The following is a 23,616-nucleotide window of genomic DNA, read 5'->3' as shown; positions in this document are numbered from 1 at the left end:
AAGGTAGGCAATTCGCGTGATGGAGGTGATGCGGGATGCCTGAAAAGCAAACCGGCGCCTCGAGCGCCGGTTCGTCAACGAGAGCCGCCCCGCGGCCACAGGGAGCAAATCGCTCCCCCGCACTTATCCCTGCCCGCCAATCAGGTTCACCACCTTGACGTTGCGGGTGTCGGGCACTTCCGCATACGACAGCACCTTCAACTGCGGCAGGCTGCGGCGCAGGAAGCGCGCCAGCATCGGCCGCAACGCGTGCTGCACCAGCAGCACCGGTGCGAGTCCGATGTTCTGCTGGCGCGTCATCGCCTTCTGCGTCTCGGTCAGCAGCGTATGGGCGAGACCCGGTTCGAGGCCGGGGTTCGCACCGGTCGAGAGCGCCTGCGAGAGCACGCGTTCGAGGTTCGAATCGAGGCCCATCACCTGCATGTCGCCGCTCCCCGGGAACCACTGCTGGGTGATCGCGCGGCCCAGCGCGAGGCGCACGGCGGAGGTCAGCTCGTGCGGATCGCTGACCTTCGGCGTATGTTCGGCGAGCGCTTCCAGAATCGTGCGCAAGTCGCGGATCGGCACGCCTTCTTCCAGCAGGTTCTGCAGCACCTTCTGCAGCGTGGTGAGCGAGAGCGACTTCGGAATCAGATCGTCGACCAGCGACGGCGTGTCCTTCTGCATCCGTTCGATCAGCGCCTGGATCTCGCGGCGGCCGAGCAGTTCGGAGGCATGCGTGACCACCAGATGGTTCAGGTGGGTGGCCACCACCGTGCTCGAATCGACCACCGTGTAGCCGTACACCTGAGCCTGCTCGCGCAGGTTGGTATCGATCCAGATCGCAGGCAGGCCAAAGGCCGGGTCCTGGGTCGGTGTGCCCGGCAGCGCCGCGCTCACCTGCCCTGGATTGATGGCCAGCCACTGGCCCGGATAGGCCTCGCCGACACCTACTTCGACGCCCTTCAGGGCAATCCGGTAGCCGTTCGGCCGCAGTTCCAGGTTGTCGCGAATGTGGATCACCGGCGGCAGGAAGCCGATTTCCTGGGCGAACTTCTTGCGGATGCTCTTGATCCGCTTGAGCAGTTCGCCGTCCGAGTTCTTGTCGACGAGCGGAATCAGCCGGTAACCGACTTCGAGGCCGAGCGTGTCGATCATCGTCACGTCTTCCCAGCTCGCCTCGGCGTTCTCGACCGGCGCGAGCGCGGCCGGCGCCACATCGACGAGCGCCGCGGAGGTCTTGCGCTCGGTGGCGCGCTTCTTCATCATCCGGCCAAGCTGGATCAGGCCGCCGCCCAGCAGCAGGAAGGCGAAGTGCGGCATGCCGGGGATCAGGCCCATCAGCACCAGAATGCAGCCCGTGATGACCAGCACGCGCGGATTCGTGAACAACTGCCCGGTCAACTGGGTGCCGATGTCCTCGTTGGTCGCCACGCGCGACACGATCACACCGGCGGCCGTCGAGATCACGAGCGACGGAATCTGCGCGACGAGGCCGTCACCGATGGTGAGCAGCGTATAGACCTTGCCGGCCGCGGCGAAATCCATGTTGTGCTGGACCACGCCGACAATCAGGCCGCCGATGATGTTGATCACCATGATCAGCAGGCCGGCAATCGCATCGCCGCGCACGAACTTGCTGGCGCCGTCCATCGAGCCGTAGAACTCGGCTTCCTGGCCCACTTCCAGACGGCGCTTGCGGGCCTGGTCTTCGTTGATGATGCCGGCGTTCAGGTCGGCGTCGATCGCCATCTGCTTGCCGGGCATCGCATCGAGCGTGAAGCGCGCGGACACTTCGGCGATCCGGCCCGCACCCTTGGTGATCACCATGAAGTTGATCACCATCAGGATGATGAACACCACGATCCCGACCGCGAAATTTCCGCCCACGAGGAAGTGGCCGAACGATTCGATCACCTGCCCGGCCGCATCCGGCCCGGTGTGCCCTTCGAGCAGCACCACCCGGGTCGAGGCGACGTTCAGCGACAGGCGCAACAGCGTCGAGAACAGCAGCACGCTCGGGAAGGCCGCGAAGTCGAGCGGCTTCATCGTGTACATGCTGACCAGCAGCACCATCACGGACAGCGCGATATTGAAGGTGAACAGCAGATCCAGCAAAAACGGCGGCAACGGCAGAATCATCATGCCGAGGATCATCACGATCAGCACCGGACCTGCGAGCGCGCGCAGGTTGGTGCTGCTCAGTGCGTCCGGCCGTCGGGCCAGGAAACCGGCGCGTGCGTTCATGCGGAGGCTCCAAGTGCCTTGTCGTCGTTGAGGGCTTCGGCGGCTTCTTCGCTCGCCTCTTCGTCGGATACCGGCCCTTGGTCGAGCTCGGCGGGCACGTCGAAGTCGGTCGGCGCGACCGGCGCCACGCCGCCTTCGGTCTTGAAACGGCGCAATTGATAGACCCACGCCAGCACTTCCGCGACCGCGCCGTACAACGCGCCGGGAATCTCGCGGTCGAGGTCGACGTTGTGATACAGCGCCCGCGCGAGCGGCGGCGCTTCGAGCAGCGGCACGTTGTTCTCCACCGCAAGTTCACGAATCCGCGCGGCCACCAGGTTCACGCCCTTGGCGACCACCTTCGGCGCGCGCATCTCGCCGTCGCTGTAGCGCAGCGCCACCGCGAAGTGCGTCGGGTTGGTCACGACCACGTCGGCTTTCGGCACGTTGCTCATCATCCGGCGCCGCGCAATCGCGCGCTGCTGCTGACGGATGCGCCCCTTCATCTTGGGATCGCCTTCGTTTTCCTTGTGTTCCTGCTTCACTTCTTCCTTCGTCATCCGGAGCTTCTTGTGGTAATTCCAGAGCTGATACGGGACGTCGAGCGCCGCCACGACAAACATGCCAGCCACCGTCATGCCGCAGCACACCGCAATCAGGTGCGTCGCGTTGGCAAACGCCATGGTGAGCGGCTGGGTGGCCAGCGCGACAATCTCGTCGTGGCGCTTCCAGATCGACAGCCCGCCGATCCCGCCCACCACGATGGTCTTGGCGAGCGACATGCCGAGCTGGATCGGCCCGTTGATCGAAAACATCCTGCCAAGCCCGGCGATCGGGTCGAGCCGGCTGAATTTGGGTTCCAGCGATGCGGTCGACACATGCCAGCCGCCCAGCGCGAGCGGCGACAGCAAGGCGGCAAGACCGGTCAAGGCGAGGATCGGCGCCAGCGCATGCAGTCCCTCGAGGCTGGCGGAACCGGCCCCGATCAGCATGCGCCGGGGCTCGAAGACGGTTTCGTGATTGAACGTGAAGGCGCCGCGCAGCATCGACTCCATGTGATCGCCGATGATCCCGGAGAGCGCCCACACGCCGAAAAAGCCAGCCGACAGCAGCGCAAACGAGACCAGCTCCCGCGAACGTACGATCTGCCCCTCTTCCCGCGCCTTTTCGAGGCGCCTGGGAGTGGCCGATTCGGTTTTTTCGAGGTCGCTTTCCCCTGCCACGCAGCTCTCCAGACGGTAAGGGCACCATGCCCATTTCCAGTGAGAGCGATTATTCCTGCTGAACTCAAGCCACGATCGGCGGATAAGGACGGGGAAACGGCGGCATTTCGAGAGATGGGGACGCCCGCAGCCCGGCGGGCGGGCGCGGGCTGTCCGGCAGGGGGCGCGCTGGGGAGAGGCGGGTGTGCAGGCGCTCTACCCGGTCCGGTGCGGCGACGCGCGGAACCGGTCGTTTTGCCTCGGCTCTCAAGGAAACGCCGGGCCGCCCCAAGTTTCCCGCCCCACAGGAAGTCTCCCCTTGGGGGATTGGAGGATTGGGGGATTGCCCCCTCGGGGGGCCTGACGCGTAAGCGGCAGGCCTGAGGGCGCTCAGTAGCCGACGTATGGCGACTGGCCGCCGCTCGCCGTCTGGTCGATGCCGAAGTACATATTGCGGCCGTAGAAGAACGGCAAACCGATATCGAAGCTGCCGGACGTGCCGATCTGGCCAGCCAGGTCGTTGAACGCGTAATTGCTGCCGTTGGCGAACAGGGTTGCCGCGCTCAGGATGTCCATGTTGGCCGTGGCAGTCGCGCCGTTCAGGCCCACGAGATTAACCGACCGGGTCTGCCCGGAGCTCGGGCAGTAGAACCCGCTGTACGTGCTGCTGCACAGCGGCAACGTGCTGTCGGTAAAGAAATACGCGTTCGAGCCCGAATCGAAGAACACCGCCAGCTTGGTGCCGTTAAACGTACTGTTGTTCAGATCGCCGAAACTGTCGGTCGTGAACGTCTGCGCCGCCGCGAGCGTGTTGTTCGACTGCGTGCCGATCCCGAACACCAGGGTGCCGGTAGCCGAGCCGCTTCCCGTGCTCGAAATGGGCGGCATCTGCACGATCACGCCGTTGTTGTCGGTGGCGAAGCGCGACACAGGGTTCGTCACCTGGCTGGTGGTGGCCACCTGGGTGGTGGCGCAGCTCGAGCCGCTGCACGCGTAGTACTGGGCGACCGTGGAGGAATTTGCGCAGGTCGCGCCGCAGTCGACCGGCGCCACGCCGATGCCGAGAATGCCGTTGGCGCCGATCGCGCTGGTGGTGTCCTCTTCAGCGCCATTGGCACAGGCGGTCGGCACACTGCCGGTCGGCATGTCGCCCAGCACCTGGATCGGGATGCTCGAGGCGGTCTCGCCGGAAATCTGTACTGTGGCCGTGCGCACCGTGCCCCACGAATAGCCGTCGGCGAAACTGGTGCACTCCACCAGCTTGTTCCCATTCGACGCGGTCTCCGCCGTCAGCGCACTTTGCAGCGACGAATTCAGCACGCTGTAGACAATCCGTAGCCCGAACGAGCCGGTATCCACCTGCACATTGGGAATGCTCTGGCAAGTGCTCGTGCCCGGCACGCAGACCGTCACGGTGACGGTCGGGATGTTGATGACGCTCGCCACGCCCTGGGCAACCGTCACGCTCGTGGTGTTCGCCACGCTCGACGAGCTTGAATTGTTACTACTGCTGCTGTTGCTGCCGCCTCCGCCGCCGCATGCCGCCAGCAGCGACACCAGCGCGGCCGTGGCCGCTACCCGCAACCACCCTCTGAGCTTTGCTGCACCTTGCATGGCTCGTCTCCCGCCCGTCTCTGTCACTGGATGTCGGTACCGCTGACGCCGGCAGGCAACGCCTGCGGCAGCCACGCCTGCCCCGTGAATGCGCCCATATGGCCACCGGAGTGGACCACGAGGCTGCTCTGCTCGACCGCCACCGGTCCATGTCCGCCGCGCGCCGCGCGCACAGCTTCGACGCCGGCGAGGTACTGCGGGAAATAGGTGCCGAGCAGATCGGTCAGATTGGGCATTTGCGGCCCGCGCCAGGCGAGGCCGAACACGGTGCCGTCCGCGGCCAGATACTCGCGCACGACGGTGCCGTTGCCGAGCGTCGTCTCCCGCACGGTGTACGAAGCGCTGGCGCTGGCCGCGGACGCCGCGCCGGAGGCGGCGTGCAGAACGGCAGTAGGTGAAACGGTTTGGGTAACGACTGAGGCGCCGGCAGGCGGCGTCATTGGAGTGCCGCCCAACGCCGCATGGGCGGACTGAACGGCGGGCAACACACAGGATAATCCCAGCGCTGTCATGAAGACGGCGCGGCGAACACGGCTCGGCATGGCGAAGCTCCTCCCGGTCGACTGCGCAACGGCCCAAGCATCGCATGGGCGCCCGCATTTATCCAAGATCATACGGCACGGCAGCGCTCCGTCGTATGAAGGATTGTTCGAGGAGGAATCCCCGCCATGTCCGCGACGCGATCGGGCCGGATCAAGGCACAGCCAGTGCCGCGGTTCGACGCGGGACGGCGATGCACCATGCATAAACCGAGGAGGAAGTGAGGGGGCCGGACCGACGGTGGGGCAACCGGGGCCGGCTGAAAGCTCAGCCGTGCCCCGCCGGAAAGCAAACCAAGAAGCAAACCAGGAAGCCAACCTGGGCGCAAGCCGGAAGCCGGCTTGCAAGCGGGCTTGGACGCCCGCCTAGAAACCGAGGCTCGCGAGCAGATCGTCGACCTGCGATTGATCCTGCATCACGTCGGCCTTGCCTTCCGGGTTGATCTGCGGCCCGTTCAGCAGGCCTTGCGGGCTGCCGGTCGACGCCGGTTCGGCCGCCAGCGCCGCAGCAGTCGCCGCGAACTGTTCGCGCCGCTCGAGCGCGATGTTCTCGATCAACACGCCGAGCAGTTGCTGCTCGATCAGGTACACGACCTCGGTAATCTTCTTGATCACCTGACCGGTCAGATCCTGAAAGTCCTGCGCCAGCATGATCTCCAGCAACTGGGCGTTGGTCGCCGTCGTCACTTCGGGCACGCCGCTCAGGAAGGCGCGCGTATCGCTCATCAGCGCGCGTACTTCCTCGCGCTCGATCGGCGCCGCATACCATTGTTCCCAGCGCGCATCCAGCACGGCTGCGTCCTGCTGCAACTGTTCCTGCATCGGCTTCGCCACTTCGATCGCGCTCAGCACCTTTTCGGCGGCCTGCTCGGTCATGTTGGCAATGTACTTGAGACGGTCGCGCGCATCGGGCACGGCTTCGGCCGCCCGCTCGACGTGCTTGTCAATCCCGAGTTCGCGCATCGAGTCGCGCAAGGTGCGCGTCAGTTGCCCGATCCGGGCGAGGATGCGGTCGCTTGCAATATCCCCGCTGCCGTCGTGTGCGTCGACGGCTGCCGCGTTGGTCGGCTGGTCCACGTCAGCTCCCGGCTTTCGCCATCTTCTCGAGAATCTTGTTCAGCTTCTCGTCGAGGGTCGCCGCGGTGAACGGCTTGACCACGTAGCCGCTTGCGCCGGCCTGGGCTGCCGCGATGATGTTTTCCTTCTTCGACTCGGCGGTCACCATCAGCACCGGCAGGTGCGTGAGGCTCGCGTCGGCGCGGATTTCCTTGAGCATCGCCAGACCGTCGAGATTCGGCATGTTCCAGTCGGAAATCACGAAGTCGTACGCGCCGCTGCGCAAGCGCGCCAGACCCGCAGCACCGTCTTCCGCCTCGTCGACGTTCGTATAGCCCAGCTCTTTCAGCAGATTGCGCACAATCCGGCGCATCGTCGGAAAGTCATCCACGACCAGAATCTTCATTCCCTTATCCATTTCAATTCCCTTTCCCTTATCCCAGATGGTGCCACGCAAGGCGCTTTTTTATTCGGCCCCGCGCATCATACGCGCTGTACGCGATCGCCCATTGACGAGAGGCGCGCCATGACACGCCGGCTCATTTCGGGCAACGAGGCGATCTCGTCGGCGGCGCCCAGCGCGATGGCCTCGCGCGGCATGCCGAACACGATACAGCTCGCTTCGTCCTGCGCAAGCGTATACGCGCCTGCTTTTTTCATCTCCAGCAGTCCGGCCGCACCATCGCGGCCCATCCCCGTGAGGATCACGCCTACGGCGTTCTTGCCGGCGTGCTGCGCAGCGGAGCGGAACAACACGTCGACAGACGGACGATGCCGGTTGACCGGCGGGTCGTCGGACAGGTGTGCAATATAGTTCGCGCCGCTACGTGCCAGCAACAGGTGAGCGTGGCCAGGGGCGATATAAGCATGTCCCGGCAACACGCGTTCGCCGTGCTCTGCCTCTTTAACGGTAATTCTGCACAAGCCATTAAGGCGTTGCGCAAAAGATTTCGTAAAACCCGGCGGCATGTGCTGCGCGATCAGCACCGCAGGCGCGTCGGGCGGCAGCGGCACCAGCACTTCGCGGATCGCTTCGGTGCCGCCTGTCGAGGCACCGACGATGATCAGCTTTTCCGTACTGAGCAGCGGGTTGTTGAAGTTCGGCGCCGGCGCGGCCGCCTGGGCGCCCGCCCCAGCCGGCGTGCCGGCATGCTGCACCGGAGCGGCCTGGCGCACGCGCGCACGGGCAGCGGCGCGCACCTTGTCGGCGAGCTTCTCCGAGTAGTCGAGCATGCCGTCGCGAATCCCGACCTTCGGCTTGGTCACGAAATCGACCGCGCCCAGTTCCAGCGCGCGCAGCGTGATTTCGTTGCCGCGCTCGGTCAGCGACGACACCATCACGACCGGCATCGGCCGCAGGCGCATCAGCTTCTCGAGGAAGTCGAGACCGTCCATGCGCGGCATTTCGACGTCGAGCGTCAGCACGTCCGGGTTGTGCTGCTTGATGAGTTCGCGCGCGACCAGCGGGTCGGGCGCAGTTGCAACGACGGTCATGTCCGGCTGGCCATTGATGATTTCCGTCATCAGGCTGCGGATCAGCGCCGAATCGTCGACGCACAATACCTTGATCTTTTGCACAGCTCTCACGCCTCCTCGGCAGTTCTGGCGTTGTTTGAATTAATCGGGCGCGGGGTTGCGCCAAATAGCTCGATGCGCGGCTTGGCGGCCGTGCCGCTCGTCCCTGATCCCCCACCCGCGGTCGAACCTGCGCCAAACAGTTCGACCCGTGGCCGCGCAGCCGGGCTGCCCTGGCCGGCCGGCGCGGCAAACAGCTCGACCCGTTCGCGGGCCCGCGCGAGCCGCTCGGCGCGCTGCTCGGAGGTCTGCCGGGCGAGCGCCTGCTCGCGTTCGGCCACGCCCGCTTCCTGCTGCAGGCGAAGCTTTTTCACCATCACCTGGCCGGTGCGCGGCATGAAGGCTACCTTGCGCGGATGACCGCCTTGCAGGTCCTCGGCGGTGATGCGAATTTTTTCGAGCGCCAGGTAGCGGCGCACGAACTCCGAATTGCGATCGCCGATATTCATCGTCGTCATGCCCGCCAGCACGGCCGCGCCGCCGAACACCTTGGCTTCGAAGCGCTCGCGCCGGCCGCCGGCCTTGATGAGCTCGTTGATCAGCACTTCCATCGCGTAGGCGCCGTAGCGCATCGAGTCCGAGGCGGCCTGGCCGACATCGGCGCCGTCGTCGGGCAGCATGAAGTGGTTCATGCCGCCGATGCCCGCGGTGCGGTCCTGAATGCAGGCCGCCACGCACGAGCCGAGCACGGTGACGAGCACCATGTCCTCATGGGTCGTATAGAACTCGTTCGGCAACAGCTTCACGCCGGGGCGCTGGAAGTGGTTGTCGTAGTAAAGATTGGTGGCGATGGGCAGGCCGCTACTCATGCGCTCACCCCACTAGTCGAAGGGTGAGCCGGTGCCGCACTGCGTTGCGGAGCGCGCGCGGCGCCCGCGTCGCGGGTCAGTTCGTAGACGGTCTGGCCGCGCAGACGGAACGACTGCGTAACGTAGGTGAAGTTTTCCGAGTGGCCGGCGAACAGCAGGCCGCCCGGCTTCATCAGCGGATCGAAGCGCGACAGCACCTGCGACTGGGTCGGCTTGTCGAAGTAGATCATCACGTTGCGGCAGAAGATCGCGTCGAACTGCGAGCGCAGACCGTAATCGCGGTCCGTCAGGTTCAGTTGCTGGAAGCGGATCATCGCGCGCACTTCCGGCCGCACTTTCACCATCCCCGCATGGGCGCCGGTGCCCTTCAGGAAGAAACGCTTGAGCCGTTCGGGCGAGAGGTGCTTGACCTGGTCGAACTGGTACATGCCCGCTTCACCCTTGGCCAGCACCTGGGTGTCGATGTCGGTGGCGAGCACGGTCGCCTGGCGCGCGGCGCTGTCGCCGAGCGCTTCGATCAGCGTCATGGCGATCGAATACGGTTCTTCGCCGGTCGAAGCCGCCGAGCACCACACCGAAACCGGCTGCTGCCGTTTGGCGACGAACTCCGCGAGGATCGGAAAGTGATGCGCCTCGCGGAAGAACGCGGTCAGGTTGGTGGTCAACGCATTGGTGAACGCTTCCCACTCGGCGGGATCGTTCTCGGATTCGAGCAGGTCGAGGTATTCCCGGAAGCTGTCGAGCCCGCGCGCACGCAAACGCCGCGCAAGCCGGCTGTACGCCATGTCGCGCTTGTGATCCGACAGCGAAATGCCGGCGCCGCGGTGGATCAGTTCGCGAATGCGAGCGAAGTCCGCCGAGGTGAATTCGAAATCACGTCCCTGATCCCCTGCTTTCGCCGGTTCCGCCTTGTCGGGACGATGCTGTGCGCGCGTTGCCATCATGAGGTTTCCTGCCTGCGATACGAAACGTCCCGTGCGAGGACTTGCACCGCGGGGTCGCGCCCGCCCGCGAATGTTTCCAACCGGCCGGCGGCCCGAATCACGCCTTGTGAGCGTGCTTCAATGAATCGCCCGTACTGCGGCGAGGAGCCGAAAGCCTGCATATCCGAATGCCATTCCTTAAAACGTTTCCCAGTCCGCATCCGAGCCTGCCGAAGCGGCGCCGGTTACGGCCGGCCGTGCGGCGGGTTCGGCCGCGCCTGTGGAAGACCTGGGCCTGAGCGCAGGTTCGGTGCGCGCCGGCGCAGCCGTGCGCGGCGCGTCCAGTTTGGGTGCCGCAGCCGCGGGAGCCACGGCAGCCGCCGGAGCCGCGAGCGCTTTCGGCGCCGCCGCAGCAGCCCGCGCGCGCGGCACGGCCTTGCTGCGTGCGGCCGGAGCAGCGCTGCTGCGCACGGCAGCGACAGCACGCTGGCCGCCGTCCACCCGCCAGCCGCCGACCACCGTCTGCAACTGGCGCGTCTGCTCTTCGAGCGACGCCGCCGCGGCGGCCGCCTCTTCGACGAGCGCCGCATTCTGCTGCGTGACTTCGTCCATCTGCACCACGGCGCGGTTGACCTGCTCGATGCCGGTGGACTGCTCTTCCGACGCCGCGCTGATCTCGCCCATGATGTCAGTCACGCGACGTACGGCCTGGACGATCTCTTCCATCGTCGTGCCTGCCCGGCCCACCAGCGCCGAGCCGCTCTGCACCTTGTCGACCGAGTCGCCGATCAGTTCCTTGATTTCCTTGGCGGCGCTCGCGCTGCGCTGCGCGAGGCTGCGCACTTCGCCCGCCACCACCGCGAAGCCGCGGCCCTGCTCGCCCGCACGCGCCGCTTCGACCGCCGCGTTGAGCGCGAGGATGTTGGTCTGGAAGGCGATGCCTTCGATCACGCCGATGATGTCCACCACCTTGTTCGAGCTGCTGGCGATGTCCTGCATCGTATGCACGACCTGGCCCACCACGTCGCCGCCACGCGTGGCGATGTCCGAGGCGTTGACCGCAAGCTGGCTTGCCTGGCGCGCGTTCTCGGCGTTCTGCCGCACGGTGCCGGTCAGTTGCTCCATGCTCGAGGCGGTCTGCTGCAGCGAAGCGGCCTGCTGTTCGGTGCGCTGCGACAGATCCGTGTTGCCCATGGCGATTTCGCGCGCGCCGGTGTCGATCGACTCGGTACTGGTGTGCACCGCCGTGACCATCGTCGCGAGGCTCTCCTGCATCTGCTTGATGCCGCGGAACAGACGCCCGATCTCGTTGGTGCTGAACACGTTCACCGTTTGCGTCAGGTCGCCCGCGGCGATCCGCTCGAAGCAGACCGTCGCATCATGCAGCGGCTGCACGATCAGGCCACGCAGCGCAAAGCGAATCAGCACCACCAGCACCAGCGCGAACAGGCCCACCGCGACGATCAGCGTGGTCATGAGCGTGACGTTCGACTGCGCCTGAGCCTGCTGATCGGCCGCGCGGTCCTGCAAGGCCTTCACGACCGCCGAAGCGGATTTGTCGTAAGCGATGAAAAGCGGGCTGATCTTGGTGTCCGCGATCGCGTGAAAGCCCGCCTGGTCGCCGGCGCGCAGCGCCGCGAACTCCGGCTCCACGCCGTCATGCATCATCGTTGCGCGACGCGCCTGCAGATCGTCGAGCAATGCCTGGTCGATGCCGGCCTTGGGCGCATCCAAAAACGCTTGCCAGCTCGTGTTGCCAGTGCCGAGCAGCTCCTGAGCCCGGTCCAGCACCGTCTTCGCGTCGTCGGCCTTGCCGGCGGCGATCAGCGTGTTGTACCGGTCGATCGCGATCCGCGAGCGCAACAGATACGCCGACGCATCGTCGAGCGCATGAATCGCCACCAGGTCGCCCCGCGCAATGCCGTCGAGCGACTGGCTTGCGCGGTTCAGCGCGGTTAGGCCGAGCGCGCCGACCACGATCGTCAGCGCAACCAGAACGATCCCGACCACGGTCAACGACGTACGAATCGACCACCTGCTTAGCATCTTGATGCTCCCTGTTGTCCAGTCATATGCACGCTGGCGGCGCTTAGCCGCCGAGCGATTCGATCAGCGCCATTTCGCGGCTGGTCATCAGCTTTTCGATGTCCATCAGGATCAGCATGCGGCCGTCGACCGTGCCGAGACCCGTCAGGTACTCGGTCGTGAGCGTGGCGCCGAATTCCGGCGCCGGCATGATCTGGTCCATCTGCAGCGTCAGCACGTCCGACACGCCGTCCACCACCATCCCGACCACGCGATGCGCGACGTTCAGGATGATCACGACGGTCTGGTGGTCGTACTCGACGCGGCCCAGATGAAACTTGATCCGCATGTCGACGATCGGCACGATGATGCCGCGCAGATTGATCACGCCCTTGATGAACTCGGGCGCGTTCGCGATGCGCGTCACGCTGTCGTAGCCGCGGATTTCCTGCACCTTGAGAATGTCGATGCCGTATTCCTCGGCGCCGAGCGTAAAGACCAGAAACTCCTGACCGCCGGCATCTGCCTGCAGCGCGTCGCGGCGGCCATTCGTACCGCTCGCGTTTGCGACGCTCGAATTGTTGGATTGGACTTCTGCCACGTTAGCCCCCAAACGGTTGGGATGAAATGAGTTAAGTAAAAAGTTGCCCGAGGCTTACGCGAGGCTCATTGCGCCATGCGCGTTGCGCGTCTCGCGATTCAGTGCCGCCACGTCCACGATCAGCGCGACACTGCCGTCGCCGAGGATGGTCGCGGCGGAAATGCCGTGCACCTTGCGGTAGTTCGTTTCCAGATTCTTCACGACCACCTGCTGCTGGCCGACCAGTTCGTCGATCAGCATCGCAAAGCGCCGTCCTTCGGTCTGCATGATCGTGACGATGCCTTGCGTCGGCTCCGACTTCGCGTCCGCCACCGAGAACACTTCATGCAGGGCGACGAGCGGCAGGTATTCGCCGCGCACCCGCACCACCCGCTCGCCGTTGGCCACCGTATAGATGTCCTCGGCGCGCGGCTGCAGCGACTCCATGACGAAGTTCAGCGGCAGAATGAAGATCTCGTTGCCGACCTTCACCGACATGCCGTCGAGAATCGCCAGCGTCAGCGGCAAGACGATCCGCGTGGTGCTGCCCTTGCCTGCCTGCGAGCTGATTTCGACGTGACCGCCCATCGACTGGATGTTGCGCTTCACCACGTCCATGCCGACGCCGCGGCCCGACACGTCGGTCACCTGCTCCGCGGTCGAGAAGCCCGGCAGGAAGATCAGGTTCCAGACTTCGTCGTCGGTCATGCTTTCGCTGACCTGCATGCCCTGCTTCGCCGCCTTGGCGAGAATCTTGTCGCGGCGCAGGCCGGCGCCGTCGTCGCTCACTTCGATGACGATGTTGCCGCCATGGTGCGCGGCCGACAGCACCAGTTGCCCGGTCGAATCCTTGCCCGCCGCGCGCCGTGCTTCCACCGTTTCGATGCCGTGATCGAGACTGTTGCGCACGAGGTGGGTCAGCGGGTCGATGATCCGCTCGATAAGGCTCTTGTCGAGTTCGGTCGCCTGACCGAAGGTGACGAGTTCGACCTCCTTGCCCAGCTTCGCCGCCAGATCGCGCACCAGACGCGGGAAGCGGCTGAAGACGTAGTCCATCGGCATCATGCGGATCGACATCACCGCTTCCTGCAGATCGCGGGCATTGCGCTCCAGTTGCGCCATGCCGTTGAAGAGGCGGTCGTGCAACGCCGGATCGAAGGTGCTGGTGGTCTCGGCCAGCATGGCTTGGGTAATCACCAGTTCGCCGACCAGGTTGATCAGCTGATCGACCTTTTCGACGCCGACCCGGATCGAACTGCCTTCGGCCGCGGCGGCCGCTGCCGGACGCGCCTTGCGCTCGGTTTCCGCGCCGGCCGCTGCCGCGGCAGCCGGGGCTGCGGCAGCCGGGGCTGCGGCAACGGGTGCCGCCGGGGCCGCCGCAGGAGCGGGTGCGGCTGCAACCGGCGGCGGCGGGGCCGCCGGCGCGGGCGCCGGGGCCGGTGCATTGAACAGCCCATGCGTCGGCGCGGCTGTGCTTGCCGGCGGTGCGGCAGCCGGCGCGGGCGCCGGGGCTTGTTGCTCAGCGGCAGGCGCTCCAGGTTCGCCTTGCTGCGCTTCATCCACCGGCGCCGTGCCGCGGCCGATCGAGATCTGACTGTCGTCGATCACGAAGCAGCACACGGCAATAATGTCGTCGGACGTGACATCGGTCTGCAGCCACAGCGTCAGATCGCCGCCCGCCTTGACCTGCCCGACGATATGCCCCAGGTTGCCGAGCTCTTCGGTCAGCAGTTCCTGGTCCTTCTCACCTACACCCCGTAGCGTGATTTTCAGATGGGGGCCGCCGTCTGCGTCCGCCGCCCCGCTTGTCGTTGCCGCACCGGTCTGTGCCGGTTCGTTGCCTGATAGTTCGCCTGCTGCCTGAACCGCCTGCTCGACCACATGCTCGGGCGGATGGCCATCGCCGCCTGCAACCGCTGCCGGCGCGGGCGTCGGTGCCGGTGCGGCCGGCGCTGCAGCCGGTGCGGGCGCCGCCGCCGCATGCGTCTCGCCGAAGCGGCTTTCCGCATAGAGCTGCTCGAGCTTGGCCTGGATCGCGCGGGCCACCGCCGCATCCGGCTCGGCGCTCGCGCGGTAGTCCGCGAGCTGGCCGGACAGCACGTCCTTGGTTTCGAGGAACGTGTCGATCATGTCCTTGCGCAGCACGAGTTCGTTATTGCGCGCGCGATCGAGCAGCGATTCGAGGATGTGGGTCGTTTCGGTCAGCGCGGTGAAGCCGAACGTCGCCGCACCGCCCTTGATCGAGTGAGCCGCGCGGAAAATCGCCGCGAGGTCTTCCGGATCGGGATGGCCGATGTCCAGATTGAGCAGCAACTGCTCCATCTGCGCGAGCAGTTCGTCCGCTTCGTCGAAGAACGTCTGATAGAACTGAGTGATGTCGAGTGTCATGCCTGGGTCACCGCGAGAGTTCCTGTCTAGGCTTTGTCAGCCGTGCCGCTTGTGTAAACGTGAGTGGGCTCAGTCGTCGCCGGACTCGGCCAGCGCCGCGACCAGTTCGGTCAGCATGTCGGGGTCGAGCGGCTTTTCGATCCAGCCAGTCGCCCCCGCCGCCCGCGCCGCCGCCTTGAAAGGCTCGCCGGATTCCGTCGTGAGGACGAGGATTGGCGTCACCTGGTAAGCCGGGTTGCCGCGCAACGCGGTGATCAGATCCAGGCCGGTCTTGCCCGGCATGTGCTGGTCCGTCAGCACGAGGTCGAACGGCATCGCGAGCGCATTCTCCAAGCCCTCGTCTCCGTCGGCCGCGAGCGTCACCTGATAGCCGGCTGTCGTCAGCGTGGCGGCGAGAATCTGCCGCATCGCTGCCGAGTCGTCGATTGCCAGAATGTGCCTGATCATTAAAACCTCGCTGCGCTCACTATGGATCGCCTGGGACCGCGCGCCGGATGGACGGCGACGCGGCTCAGGCCATCGTGTCCTTCAATGCGGCGCCACGCTGGGCGCCTTGGGTGCAACCGTCGCCGGTTGCGTAATCTGTTGCAGCAAGGGCGGCTGCGCGGAACCGGCTGCATCGTCGGACAAGGTGGTCGTGGTGGAGTCGTCGTGCTCCAACGCGTCCTCCGACCTCTTGTTCAGCACGATGATGCTGATGCGGCGGTTTTCCGGATCGAGCGGATCGGCCTTGTTCAGGTTCTGCGTCGACGCGAGGCCTAGCACGCGCATCACCTTCGCTTCGTCCATCCCGCCCGCAATCAGCTCGCGACGCGATGCGTTCGCGCGGTCCGCCGACAGTTCCCAGTTGCTGTATCCCTTCTCGCCGCCGGCGTATTGCACGGCGTCGGTGTGTCCTTGCACGATGATGCGGTTCGGCACATCGTTCAGCGTGTTGCCGATGGCGCGCAGAATGTCGCGCATGTACGGCTCCACTTCGTCATTCGCGGTGGCGAACATCGGCCGCTTCTGCGAGTCCACGATCTCGATGCGCAGCCCCTCCAGGGTCGAGTCGATGCGGATCTGCTGCTTGAACTGGCGCAACACCGGATTGGCTTCGATCGCCGCCATCAGCTTGACCTGCAGGTCGTGCAGGCGGACCTGCTCCAGCCGCTCGAGCTGTCCCCGGGTCTGGTTCACCGACTCGTCGTCGTTATGCGCCATGGTGTGGTCGGCGCGGATCGTCGAGCCGTCGCTCTGACGCGTGATGCCTTGCTGGTCGGTCGAAATATCGCGGCCGCCGCCCTTCAGGATGCTCGAATCTTCCGCGCTCCGGTCGCCGCCCCACAGCGTGATCTTGAGCGGCTGGTTGAAGTAATCGGCAATGCCCTTCAACTGCACGGTCGAAGCCGAGCTGAGCAGCCACATCAGCAGGAAGAACGCCATCATCGCGGTCATGAAGTCCGCATACGCGAGCTTCCAGGCGCCGCCATGATGGCCCGCCTTCTTCGGTGCGGAGCGCTTGACGACGATTGCGCGGTCTTTGTCCTTGCTCATCGAATCAGTTCCTGGCCCGCGCGGTTACTTGGCTTTCACGCGGCGCACATGCTCTTCCAGCTCGCTGAACGACGGGCGTTCAGTCGAGAAGAGCACCTTGCGGCCGAATTCGACGGCGATCGCCGGCGCGTAGCCATTCAGGCTCGCGAGAATCGTCACCTTGATGCACTGGAACATCTTGGTCGACTCGGCGACGCGCTGTTCCGCGACGCTCGACAGCGGCCCGATCAGACCGTACGAAAGCAGAATGCCGAGGAAGGTGCCGACCAGCGCCTGGGCGATCATCTCGCCGAGCACGGCGGGCGGCTTGTCGGCCGACGCCATGGTGTGCACCACGCCCATCACCGCCGCGACAATCCCGAACGCCGGCATCGCGTCGCCGACCTTGGCCAGCGCATGCGCCGGCGCTTCGCCTTCGGTGTGATGGGTTTCGATTTCCTCGTCCATCAGGCTTTCGATTTCGAACGCGTTCATGTTGCCGCCCACCATCAGACGCAGGTAGTCGGTCAGGAACTCGATGATGTGCTTGTCGGCGAGGATCTTCGGGTACTGCGTGAAGATCGGGCTCTTCGACGGATCGTCGATATCGGCTTCGAGCGTCAGCGTGCCTTCCTTGCGCGCTTTCGCCAGCAGGACGTAGAGGAGCGCCATCAACTCCATGTAGACGTCCTTGTTGTACTTGGATCCCTTGAAAAGGGTCGGAAGCACGCCCAGCGTCGCCTTGATCGTTTTCATCCCGTTGCCGAGAACGAATGCGCCTACCCCTGCGCCTCCGATCATCAGCAGTTCGACTGGCTGAAGCAGCGCGCCCAAATGACCGCCTTCCAGCGCATAACCGCCGAAAACGGACAACAGCGTCACGAGTGTTCCCACGAAAATCAGCACAGCCGAGCCCTCACAAGGAAGCGACGGTTACCGTCGTTAATCTGGTTTACGGCAACCAGGCGGAAAACTTTGGCGTAAAAGCGAGATCGCGAGGCGGTGTAAACCACAGGAGGGATGCGCTGGAGCCGGGCCGGGTGCCCGGGCTGCGATGCAAGCGGGGCGGGGCTGCCCGCGCCCCGGCTCAAAGTTCCAGTTCGGCGAGCTGGCTCGCGCGCACCTTGGCTTCGGCAACTTTCTTTGTCTTACCTGCGCGGGACGGCGGCTGACACAATCCGCAGACAAATCCATGCTGAGGATCATGCGCGTGTGCGACAAAATGCCCGCTACAGCGGCAGCACGATGTCATCTGCAGCATGCCGGAGTCGAAAAAGCGCACCAGCGTCCACGCACGGGTCAGGCTCAGCACCGGTTCATCGTCGTGCAACTGGACGTGTTCCAGATACAGCCGGTAGCTCTTGACGATCGACTGGATCGTCTCGCAACCGCCGTGGTCCGCCATGAAGCGGTAAATGTTATAGAACAGCGACGAATGAAAATTCGGCTGCCAGGTCATGAACCAGTCCGTGGAGAACGGCAGCATGCCCTTGGGTGGCGACACCCCTTTCAGTTCCTTGTACAGCTTGATGAGCCGGTCGCGTGACAGGCTGGTCTCGGCCTCGAGCAATTGCAAACGCGCGCCGAGTTCGATCAGTTCGATCGCCAGGGTAATTTCCCTGACTTCGAGTACTACGCTTTTAGTGGCCATCCGCTCGGCTTCCCGCGTCCTGGTGTTGCTGGTCGGTGTTGCTGCCGTGGAGTGCCGGCATCAGCCGACCTGCTCGACGGGCTGGCTAGCCATCAGGATCGCGGAATGCGCCTGAGCAATGGCGCTGGTCTTGCCCTTGTCGGCAAGCGTCGACAGAACGGCATGGTCGTCGAAGCGGAAGCGGCATAGAACCTGGCTGGACGCGGCCAGCTTGACGGTCTGCGCCAACGACAGATTCGCAATCACATCGGCCAACTGATCCGAAATGCCCATGCGGAACATGCCCATGGGCTTATCTTCACGCAGCAGACGCTGAGCGAGCAGGAGATAAGAAAGGTTCACTTCTCTTATCTCGTTGAGCATTTCACTAGTGGTGCTCATGATTCCCCCGAGTCGATCTGGCTGGTCAGGCCGTTGCGGAAACGTTTGCTCGAACGCGCGCGCTACAAACGCACGAACGGCCCGTTTATGGTCTTGCCAGCATTGTGTCGAAAGGAAAAGCGAACGGAAATCGGACAGACACCCCGTCAGACTGACGGAATGCTCCATATATCTTGTAGGAGTTTTTCCTACAAAACAGAGATCGAAAGGGGAGTGAAAGAAGGGAGGCGCTTTTGGGGGATCGATCGGTGCGTGATCTTGATCTATTTTACGCACCTTTGATCCAGGCGAGCGAATTATAGATGTTTTTCATGCTAGCGCAACAAACCCTGGCTATGCGCGACGCATTGGATTGTCTGGCGCCCGAAGCCGCCGGGCGCGGCACAGTGTTTGCTGCTCGGGCGGCTGCCAGCCGTGGAGCGGCCCGGCACGACCTGTTACGCATCATGTATCGCGCTGTAACAACATTAAGCGTTTGAAAAATAACTCGAATTGCACCGCGCGATCCCGATAATGGCCTTCAGGGATGACCCGATGCAGGGTCGGGTGACCTCCGGGCGGCAGCCTACCGCGCCCAACCGTCCGCAAGGCATTCGCCCCTCGCTCGACCCGGGCGCCGTTGTGCGAAGCCGCTACCGCAACCATGTTGCATAGGGCAGGAGTAAGAGCTAATGCGCTAACTCCGGTCGAAAAAGGAGAGTACGCATGCGAATCGCACAAATTGCGCCTTTATACGAAGCCGTGCCGCCGAAATTCTATGGCGGCACCGAACGGGTAGTGTCCTACCTGACGGAGGCGCTGGTCGAACTCGGCCACGACGTGACGCTGTTCGCCAGCGGCGACTCGGTCACCTCGGCCAAACTCGAGGCCTCCTGGCCGCGCGCGCTGCGTCTCGACCCGACCGTGCGCGACGCGATGGCTCCGCACATCCTGCTGCTGGAAAAGGTGCGCAGCATCGCTCATGAATTCGACGTGCTGCACTTTCACCTCGACTACTTGCCGTTCCCGCTGTTCTCCACGCTCGACACGCCGTTCGTCACCACGCTGCATGGGCGTCTCGACCTGCCCGAGCTGCAGCCGGTGTTCGACACGTTCTCGCAAGTGCCGGTGGTGTCGATCTCCGATTCGCAGCGTCTGCCGCTCAAGCAGGCCAACTGGCTCGACACCATCTATCACGGCCTGCCCGAGCGGTTGCTCACGCCGCAGCCGCACAAGAAGCCCGAATATCTGGCGTTCCTCGGCCGTATCTGTCCGGAGAAGCGCGTCGATACAGCCATCAGGATCGCTGCACAAAGCGGTCTGCCGCTGAAGATCGCCGCCAAGGTGGACAAGGTCGACCAGGAATACTTCAAGACGGAGATCGAACCGCTGCTGTCACAGGCGCACGTCGAATTCGTCGGCGAGATCAACGAAGCGCAGAAGCCGGAATTCCTCTCGGGAGCCAAGGCACTGCTGTTTCCGATCGACTGGTCGGAGCCGTTTGGCCTCGTGATGATCGAATCGATGGCTTGCGGCACGCCGGTGATTGCCTTCAACCGCGGCTCGGTGCCCGAGGTGATCGATCACGGTGTGACGGGCTTCGTGGTCGAAGACGTGCAAGGGGCGGTAGCCGCGCTGCAGCGCTTGGACGAACTGTCGCGCACGGAAATCCGCGCCCAGTTCGAACGCCGTTTCAGTGCGAAAACCATGGCGCAGAACTATCTGGACGGCTATACCGCGCTGATCGAAGCGGAGGGCCGCCCCGCGGAAGGCCGCCCGCTCTTGCGCCGGGTGGCGGCGGGTTAAGTTTGCCTGCCCTCGGCCGGCTAATTGCGCCCAAAATGCGTCGAAAAGCGCCATGTGAATCGTTTGCGCGAGCGGAACCGCACAGATAAACCGGCCTTCTTCTAAAAAGCCACCTCCCAGAGGTGGCTTTTTACCGTCCAATTCCGCCACAAATTCGATACATATTAGGAACGATAAAGCCTCCCGAATGGCACCGACCGTCAGGAAGCTTTCGTGGCGAAAAACGCCAGCCGCGACTAAACGTGTTCGATGAGAAAGCGCTCGCGGTTCTTGCCGGCGATCCATTTGGGCGGCTTGCCGCGGCCACTCCACGTATTGCCCGACTTCGGATCCTGATACTTCGGCGGCAACGGCGCCTTCTTGGGCGGGCGTCCGCGCCGGGCGGCCACCGCGAAACCCAGATCCTGAGCCGTCAAACCATACTCGGCGATCTTGCCGCGAATCTCTTCGATGACATTGTCGAGTTCGGTACGCCGCGCTTCGTCCGCCTGAGCCTGCAATTTGGCGATCTGCGCCTTAAGTTCAGCATATTGCGACATTTCAGTTCTCCCTTTTTGTAGAACGCATTGTCACGGAGACTAGCTGCAATTAGCGAATTTCGCAATGGACAGTAATACTCACAATTCGAGATATCGTCTGATAAATTTATTATCGATTGATGAATTGTTAAATCGGCTTGTTCTTTATCGAGAAACAATTCAGCCCACACGCCGGACGATTGACAATTCTTGACACCCGGTTCGTCAATATTTGCCTAAAATTCCGCGCTCGAAGGTGGATAACTGAATTCGCCCGGTACCGCCTCCAGCAAGTCAAACTTTTTAGGATTCCACACCATGCAGTTGTCAAAGCGCCTCGCTGCCGAGCTGTTCGGCACCTTCTGGCTTGTCCTCGGGGGCTGCGGCAGCGCCGTCCTCGCCGCCAACTTCGCCGGCCCGGTGCATGGGCTGGGCATCGGTTTCGTGGGTGTTGCGTTCGCTTTCGGCCTCACCGTGCTGACCATGGCGTATGCAATCGGCCATATCTCGGGCTGCCACCTGAATCCGGCCGTGAGCGTCGGGCTGACCGTCGCAGGCCGCTTTCCGGCGCGCGACCTCGTGCCGTACATCGTCGCCCAGGTGATCGGCGCGGTGCTCGGCGCGTTCGTGCTGTCGCTGATCGCGAGCGGCAAGCCGGGCTTCGACCTGGTGGCGAGCGGCTTCGCCAGCAACGGCTACGGCGACCGCTCGCCCGGCCACTACTCGCTGATGGCCGCCTTCATCTGCGAAGTGGTGATGACCGCGTTCTTCCTGTTCGTCATTCTCGGCTCGACCGACAAGCGCGCGCCGGCCGGCTTCGCGCCTATCGCCATCGGCCTGTGCCTGACGCTGATTCACCTGATCTCGATTCCGGTGACGAACACCTCGGTCAATCCGGCGCGCTCCACCGGTCCGGCGCTGTTCGTCGGCGGTGCGGCGATCGACCAGCTCTGGCTGTTCTGGGTCGCCCCGATCCTCGGCGCAGTGATTGCCGGCCTCGTCTATCCCGCTATCGCGGCAGACCGCGAACCGCTCGACTCGCGCGCCGCGCTGGCCGACTGACGGGCTGCGAGACAGGCTCTGCAAAGCGGGCGCTGCGGCGCCCGCTTTGCATTTGCGCCGATGTGTAGCGCTGCATTCGAACTGGCGTTGGGTGCGACCGATTCGCTGCCAGACGCCAAGCCGCTGCTAGAATCGTCCGACTTTCACACGGCTCGCAAAGAGGCTCCCGATGATCCGTTCCCGCCGTTACCTGCGCGGCGTCGCGCTCTGGCTCGCCGCTTCATGCGGCGGCGCCATGCTGCCCGCCACAGCGCAAGCGGCTGACAGCCAGGTCGAGACCCTGGTGTTTGTCCGTCACGGCGAGAAGCCGGCTCAAGGCTTCGGGCAACTTGATTGCCAAGGCCTCAACCGCTCGCTGGCGCTGCCCGCGGTAATCGCGGCCAAGTTCGGCAAGCCCGATGCGATCTTCGCGCCCGATCCCGGCCAGCGAAAGAACGACGGCGGAAAGCCTTACTACTATGTGCGGCCGCTGGCGACTATCGAGCCGACCGCCATCCAGTTCCAGATGCCGGTGCAAACGCCGTACGGCTACGCGCAGATCGACAAGCTCGGCAGTGCGCTGCTCGATCCCGCGTATCGCAACAAGCTGGTCGTGTTGGCATGGGAGCACAAGCTGATCGAAAAGCTGGTGCGGCAGATCGTGAGCACCCACGGCGGCAGCGCCGGCGACGTACCCAAATGGCATAACGACGACTTCGACAGCATCTATATCGTCAAGCTCGACTGGCGCGGCGGCACGCCACGCGCGACGTTCGAACACAGCACGGAAGGCCTGAACGGCCGGTCGGCGGATTGCCCTTGCGCGACGCTACCGCCGGCTGCGGCTTCCGGCGCAGCGCAGTAGGCGGCGGTTCAGGTCGTCACTGGCGCGTCACGACGTGAGTTCGTCATCCAGCGCGAACAGCTTGCGCAAGTGATGCGCGACGCCCGCTTCGAAGTTGTTGCCGATTCGCGGCACATTCGGCAAACGCTTGATCAGATCGGGATTGGCGTTGTTCATCATGAACGGATGGCCAGCGGTTTCGAGCAGATCGATATCGTTCATGTTGTCGCCGAAGGCAACACAGCGGGCCGTTTCCACGCCCAGCCGGTCCAGCACGAACTTCAGCGCGCGGCCCTTCGAGACGTTCGAGGTCATGACCTCCAGACAGTCCGGCAGCGAGTAGGTGACGTATAGCGCGTCGCCGAACTCGCGTTGCAGGTTCGCCGCGACCGGCGCCAGGTCGGCGGGTTCGCCGATATACAACGCCTTCGCAATGCCGGCGCCGTCGTGCTGACGCAGGTCCGTCACCTCGTAGCTAAAGCCCGAGTCCTGATGCAGACGCAGCAGCTCCGGCGCATGCCGGTCGATCAGCCACTCCTGATCGGCAAACAGGTTGACTATCACCCGGCCGTGCGCACCGGCGATTTCCGGCTGCACCAGGCGGTGCACGGCGGCAGGCGGCAGATCGTCGGCATAGATCATGGTGTCGTCGGGCGCGTGTACGCGTGCACCGTTCGACGTGATCAGATAGGCGCGCACGCCCAGCAGATCGCGAATGCCCGCCACGTCGCGGTAGTGCCGGCCGGTCGCGATGATGAACTGCAGCCCCTCGGCTTCCAGCCGGCGCACCGTGGCGACGGTAAACGGATCGACCTGATGGTCGCCGTTGAGCAAGGTGCCGTCGAGATCGGTGGCGATGACTTTGTACATGATGGAGGCGGCCCGGCAGCGTCAAAGGGCGTATTTTAGCGTCGCCGGGAGTTTCGCTCGATGCTTTCGCTTCGATTTCGGAGCCGCCGACGGAG

22 protein-coding genes are annotated in these 23,616 nt (G+C 64.3%); 3 read left to right on the top strand and 19 right to left on the bottom strand.

Going from position 1 to position 23,616, the window contains the following annotated elements; translation table 11 throughout:
- Positions 1–123: 123 nt before the first annotated feature.
- The 17 genes from flhA to flhD all read right to left on the bottom strand — a co-directional run bounded on the left by flhA (position 124) and on the right by flhD (position 18,463).
- Positions 124–2,226 (bottom strand): flagellar biosynthesis protein FlhA, encoded by a 2,103-nt coding sequence (gene flhA / locus AC1ECK_RS04405; RefSeq protein ID WP_480316241.1) that lies wholly within the window; start codon positions 2,224–2,226, stop codon positions 124–126.
- Entirely contained in the window at positions 2,223–3,428 is a 1,206-nt protein-coding gene (gene flhB, locus AC1ECK_RS04400) for a flagellar biosynthesis protein FlhB (protein ID WP_480316239.1), read from the bottom strand. The genes flhA and flhB overlap by 4 nt, the downstream gene beginning before the upstream one ends.
- A 369-nt stretch (positions 3,429–3,797) precedes the next feature.
- Entirely contained in the window at positions 3,798–5,021 is a 1,224-nt protein-coding gene (locus AC1ECK_RS04395) for a DUF3443 domain-containing protein (RefSeq protein WP_480316237.1), read from the bottom strand.
- 23 nt (positions 5,022–5,044) lie between these two features.
- On the bottom strand, positions 5,045–5,563 hold the full coding sequence (locus AC1ECK_RS04390) for a DUF2844 domain-containing protein (protein WP_480316235.1): 519 nt from the start codon (positions 5,561–5,563) through the stop codon (positions 5,045–5,047).
- A gap of 363 nt (positions 5,564–5,926) precedes the next feature.
- Positions 5,927–6,637 carry a protein phosphatase CheZ gene (gene cheZ / locus AC1ECK_RS04385; RefSeq protein ID WP_480316233.1) on the bottom strand — a complete coding sequence of 237 codons (711 nt, stop codon included), beginning with the start codon at positions 6,635–6,637 and terminating at the stop codon, positions 5,927–5,929.
- A 1-nt stretch (position 6,638) separates the two neighbouring features.
- The gene (gene cheY, locus AC1ECK_RS04380) at positions 6,639–7,034 is read right to left on the bottom strand and encodes a chemotaxis response regulator CheY (protein WP_480316231.1); all 396 of its coding nucleotides are present in this window, start codon (positions 7,032–7,034) and stop codon (positions 6,639–6,641) included.
- A 65-nt stretch (positions 7,035–7,099) separates the two neighbouring features.
- Positions 7,100–8,194 carry a protein-glutamate methylesterase/protein-glutamine glutaminase gene (locus AC1ECK_RS04375; RefSeq protein WP_480316479.1) on the bottom strand — a complete coding sequence of 365 codons (1,095 nt, stop codon included), beginning with the start codon at positions 8,192–8,194 and terminating at the stop codon, positions 7,100–7,102.
- 5 nt (positions 8,195–8,199) lie between these two features.
- Positions 8,200–9,000 (bottom strand): chemoreceptor glutamine deamidase CheD, encoded by an 801-nt coding sequence (cheD, locus tag AC1ECK_RS04370; protein WP_480316229.1) that lies wholly within the window; start codon positions 8,998–9,000, stop codon positions 8,200–8,202.
- Positions 8,997–9,944 carry a CheR family methyltransferase gene (locus AC1ECK_RS04365; RefSeq protein WP_480316227.1) on the bottom strand — a complete coding sequence of 316 codons (948 nt, stop codon included), beginning with the start codon at positions 9,942–9,944 and terminating at the stop codon, positions 8,997–8,999. Before AC1ECK_RS04365 ends, cheD begins: the two co-directional genes overlap by 4 nt.
- Before the next feature lie 177 nt (positions 9,945–10,121).
- A complete protein-coding gene (locus AC1ECK_RS04360; RefSeq protein WP_480316225.1) occupies positions 10,122–11,969 on the bottom strand; it encodes a methyl-accepting chemotaxis protein in 1,848 nt (615 codons plus the stop codon).
- A gap of 43 nt (positions 11,970–12,012) precedes the next feature.
- Positions 12,013–12,549, bottom strand: a complete 537-nt coding sequence (gene cheW / locus AC1ECK_RS04355; RefSeq protein WP_480316223.1) for a chemotaxis protein CheW — start codon at positions 12,547–12,549, stop codon at positions 12,013–12,015.
- Positions 12,550–12,603: 54 nt separating this feature from the next.
- Complete coding sequence (cheA, locus tag AC1ECK_RS04350) at positions 12,604–14,916, bottom strand: chemotaxis protein CheA (protein WP_480316221.1); 2,313 nt, start codon at positions 14,914–14,916, stop codon at positions 12,604–12,606.
- A 69-nt stretch (positions 14,917–14,985) separates the two neighbouring features.
- Positions 14,986–15,363 carry a response regulator gene (locus AC1ECK_RS04345; protein ID WP_480316220.1) on the bottom strand — a complete coding sequence of 126 codons (378 nt, stop codon included), beginning with the start codon at positions 15,361–15,363 and terminating at the stop codon, positions 14,986–14,988.
- 81 nt (positions 15,364–15,444) lie between these two features.
- Entirely contained in the window at positions 15,445–16,452 is a 1,008-nt protein-coding gene (motB, locus tag AC1ECK_RS04340) for a flagellar motor protein MotB (protein ID WP_480316218.1), read from the bottom strand.
- 24 nt (positions 16,453–16,476) lie between these two features.
- Positions 16,477–17,337, bottom strand: a complete 861-nt coding sequence (gene motA / locus AC1ECK_RS04335) for a flagellar motor stator protein MotA (protein ID WP_074301290.1) — start codon at positions 17,335–17,337, stop codon at positions 16,477–16,479.
- Positions 17,338–17,518: 181 nt separating this feature from the next.
- A complete protein-coding gene (gene flhC, locus AC1ECK_RS04330; RefSeq protein ID WP_480316215.1) occupies positions 17,519–18,082 on the bottom strand; it encodes a flagellar transcriptional regulator FlhC in 564 nt (187 codons plus the stop codon).
- Positions 18,083–18,142: 60 nt separating this feature from the next.
- A complete protein-coding gene (gene flhD, locus AC1ECK_RS04325; RefSeq protein WP_480316213.1) occupies positions 18,143–18,463 on the bottom strand; it encodes a flagellar transcriptional regulator FlhD in 321 nt (106 codons plus the stop codon).
- A 705-nt stretch (positions 18,464–19,168) separates the two neighbouring features.
- Here flhD and AC1ECK_RS04320 point away from each other — a divergent pair.
- Complete coding sequence (locus AC1ECK_RS04320) at positions 19,169–20,248, top strand: glycosyltransferase family 4 protein (RefSeq protein WP_480316211.1); 1,080 nt, start codon at positions 19,169–19,171, stop codon at positions 20,246–20,248.
- A 236-nt stretch (positions 20,249–20,484) separates the two neighbouring features.
- Here AC1ECK_RS04320 and AC1ECK_RS04315 read toward each other — a convergent pair whose 3' ends face one another.
- On the bottom strand, positions 20,485–20,787 hold the full coding sequence (locus AC1ECK_RS04315) for an H-NS histone family protein (RefSeq protein WP_480316209.1): 303 nt from the start codon (positions 20,785–20,787) through the stop codon (positions 20,485–20,487).
- 297 nt (positions 20,788–21,084) lie between these two features.
- Between AC1ECK_RS04315 and aqpZ the strand changes: the two genes are divergently transcribed.
- Entirely contained in the window at positions 21,085–21,828 is a 744-nt protein-coding gene (gene aqpZ, locus AC1ECK_RS04310) for an aquaporin Z (RefSeq protein WP_480316207.1), read from the top strand.
- A gap of 169 nt (positions 21,829–21,997) precedes the next feature.
- The gene (locus AC1ECK_RS04305; RefSeq protein WP_480316205.1) at positions 21,998–22,672 is read left to right on the top strand and encodes a histidine phosphatase family protein; all 675 of its coding nucleotides are present in this window, start codon (positions 21,998–22,000) and stop codon (positions 22,670–22,672) included.
- A gap of 27 nt (positions 22,673–22,699) precedes the next feature.
- On the opposite strand, the gene AC1ECK_RS04300 is transcribed toward AC1ECK_RS04305, so the two are convergent.
- Positions 22,700–23,521, bottom strand: a complete 822-nt coding sequence (locus AC1ECK_RS04300) for a Cof-type HAD-IIB family hydrolase (RefSeq protein WP_480316203.1) — start codon at positions 23,519–23,521, stop codon at positions 22,700–22,702.
- Positions 23,522–23,616 lie beyond the last annotated feature (95 nt).

This window comes from Paraburkholderia sp. SSBN10T (assembly GCF_056619545.1).
The sequence above is the reverse complement of the archived record's forward strand: the minus strand, read 5'-3'. Positions and strand labels throughout refer to the sequence as shown.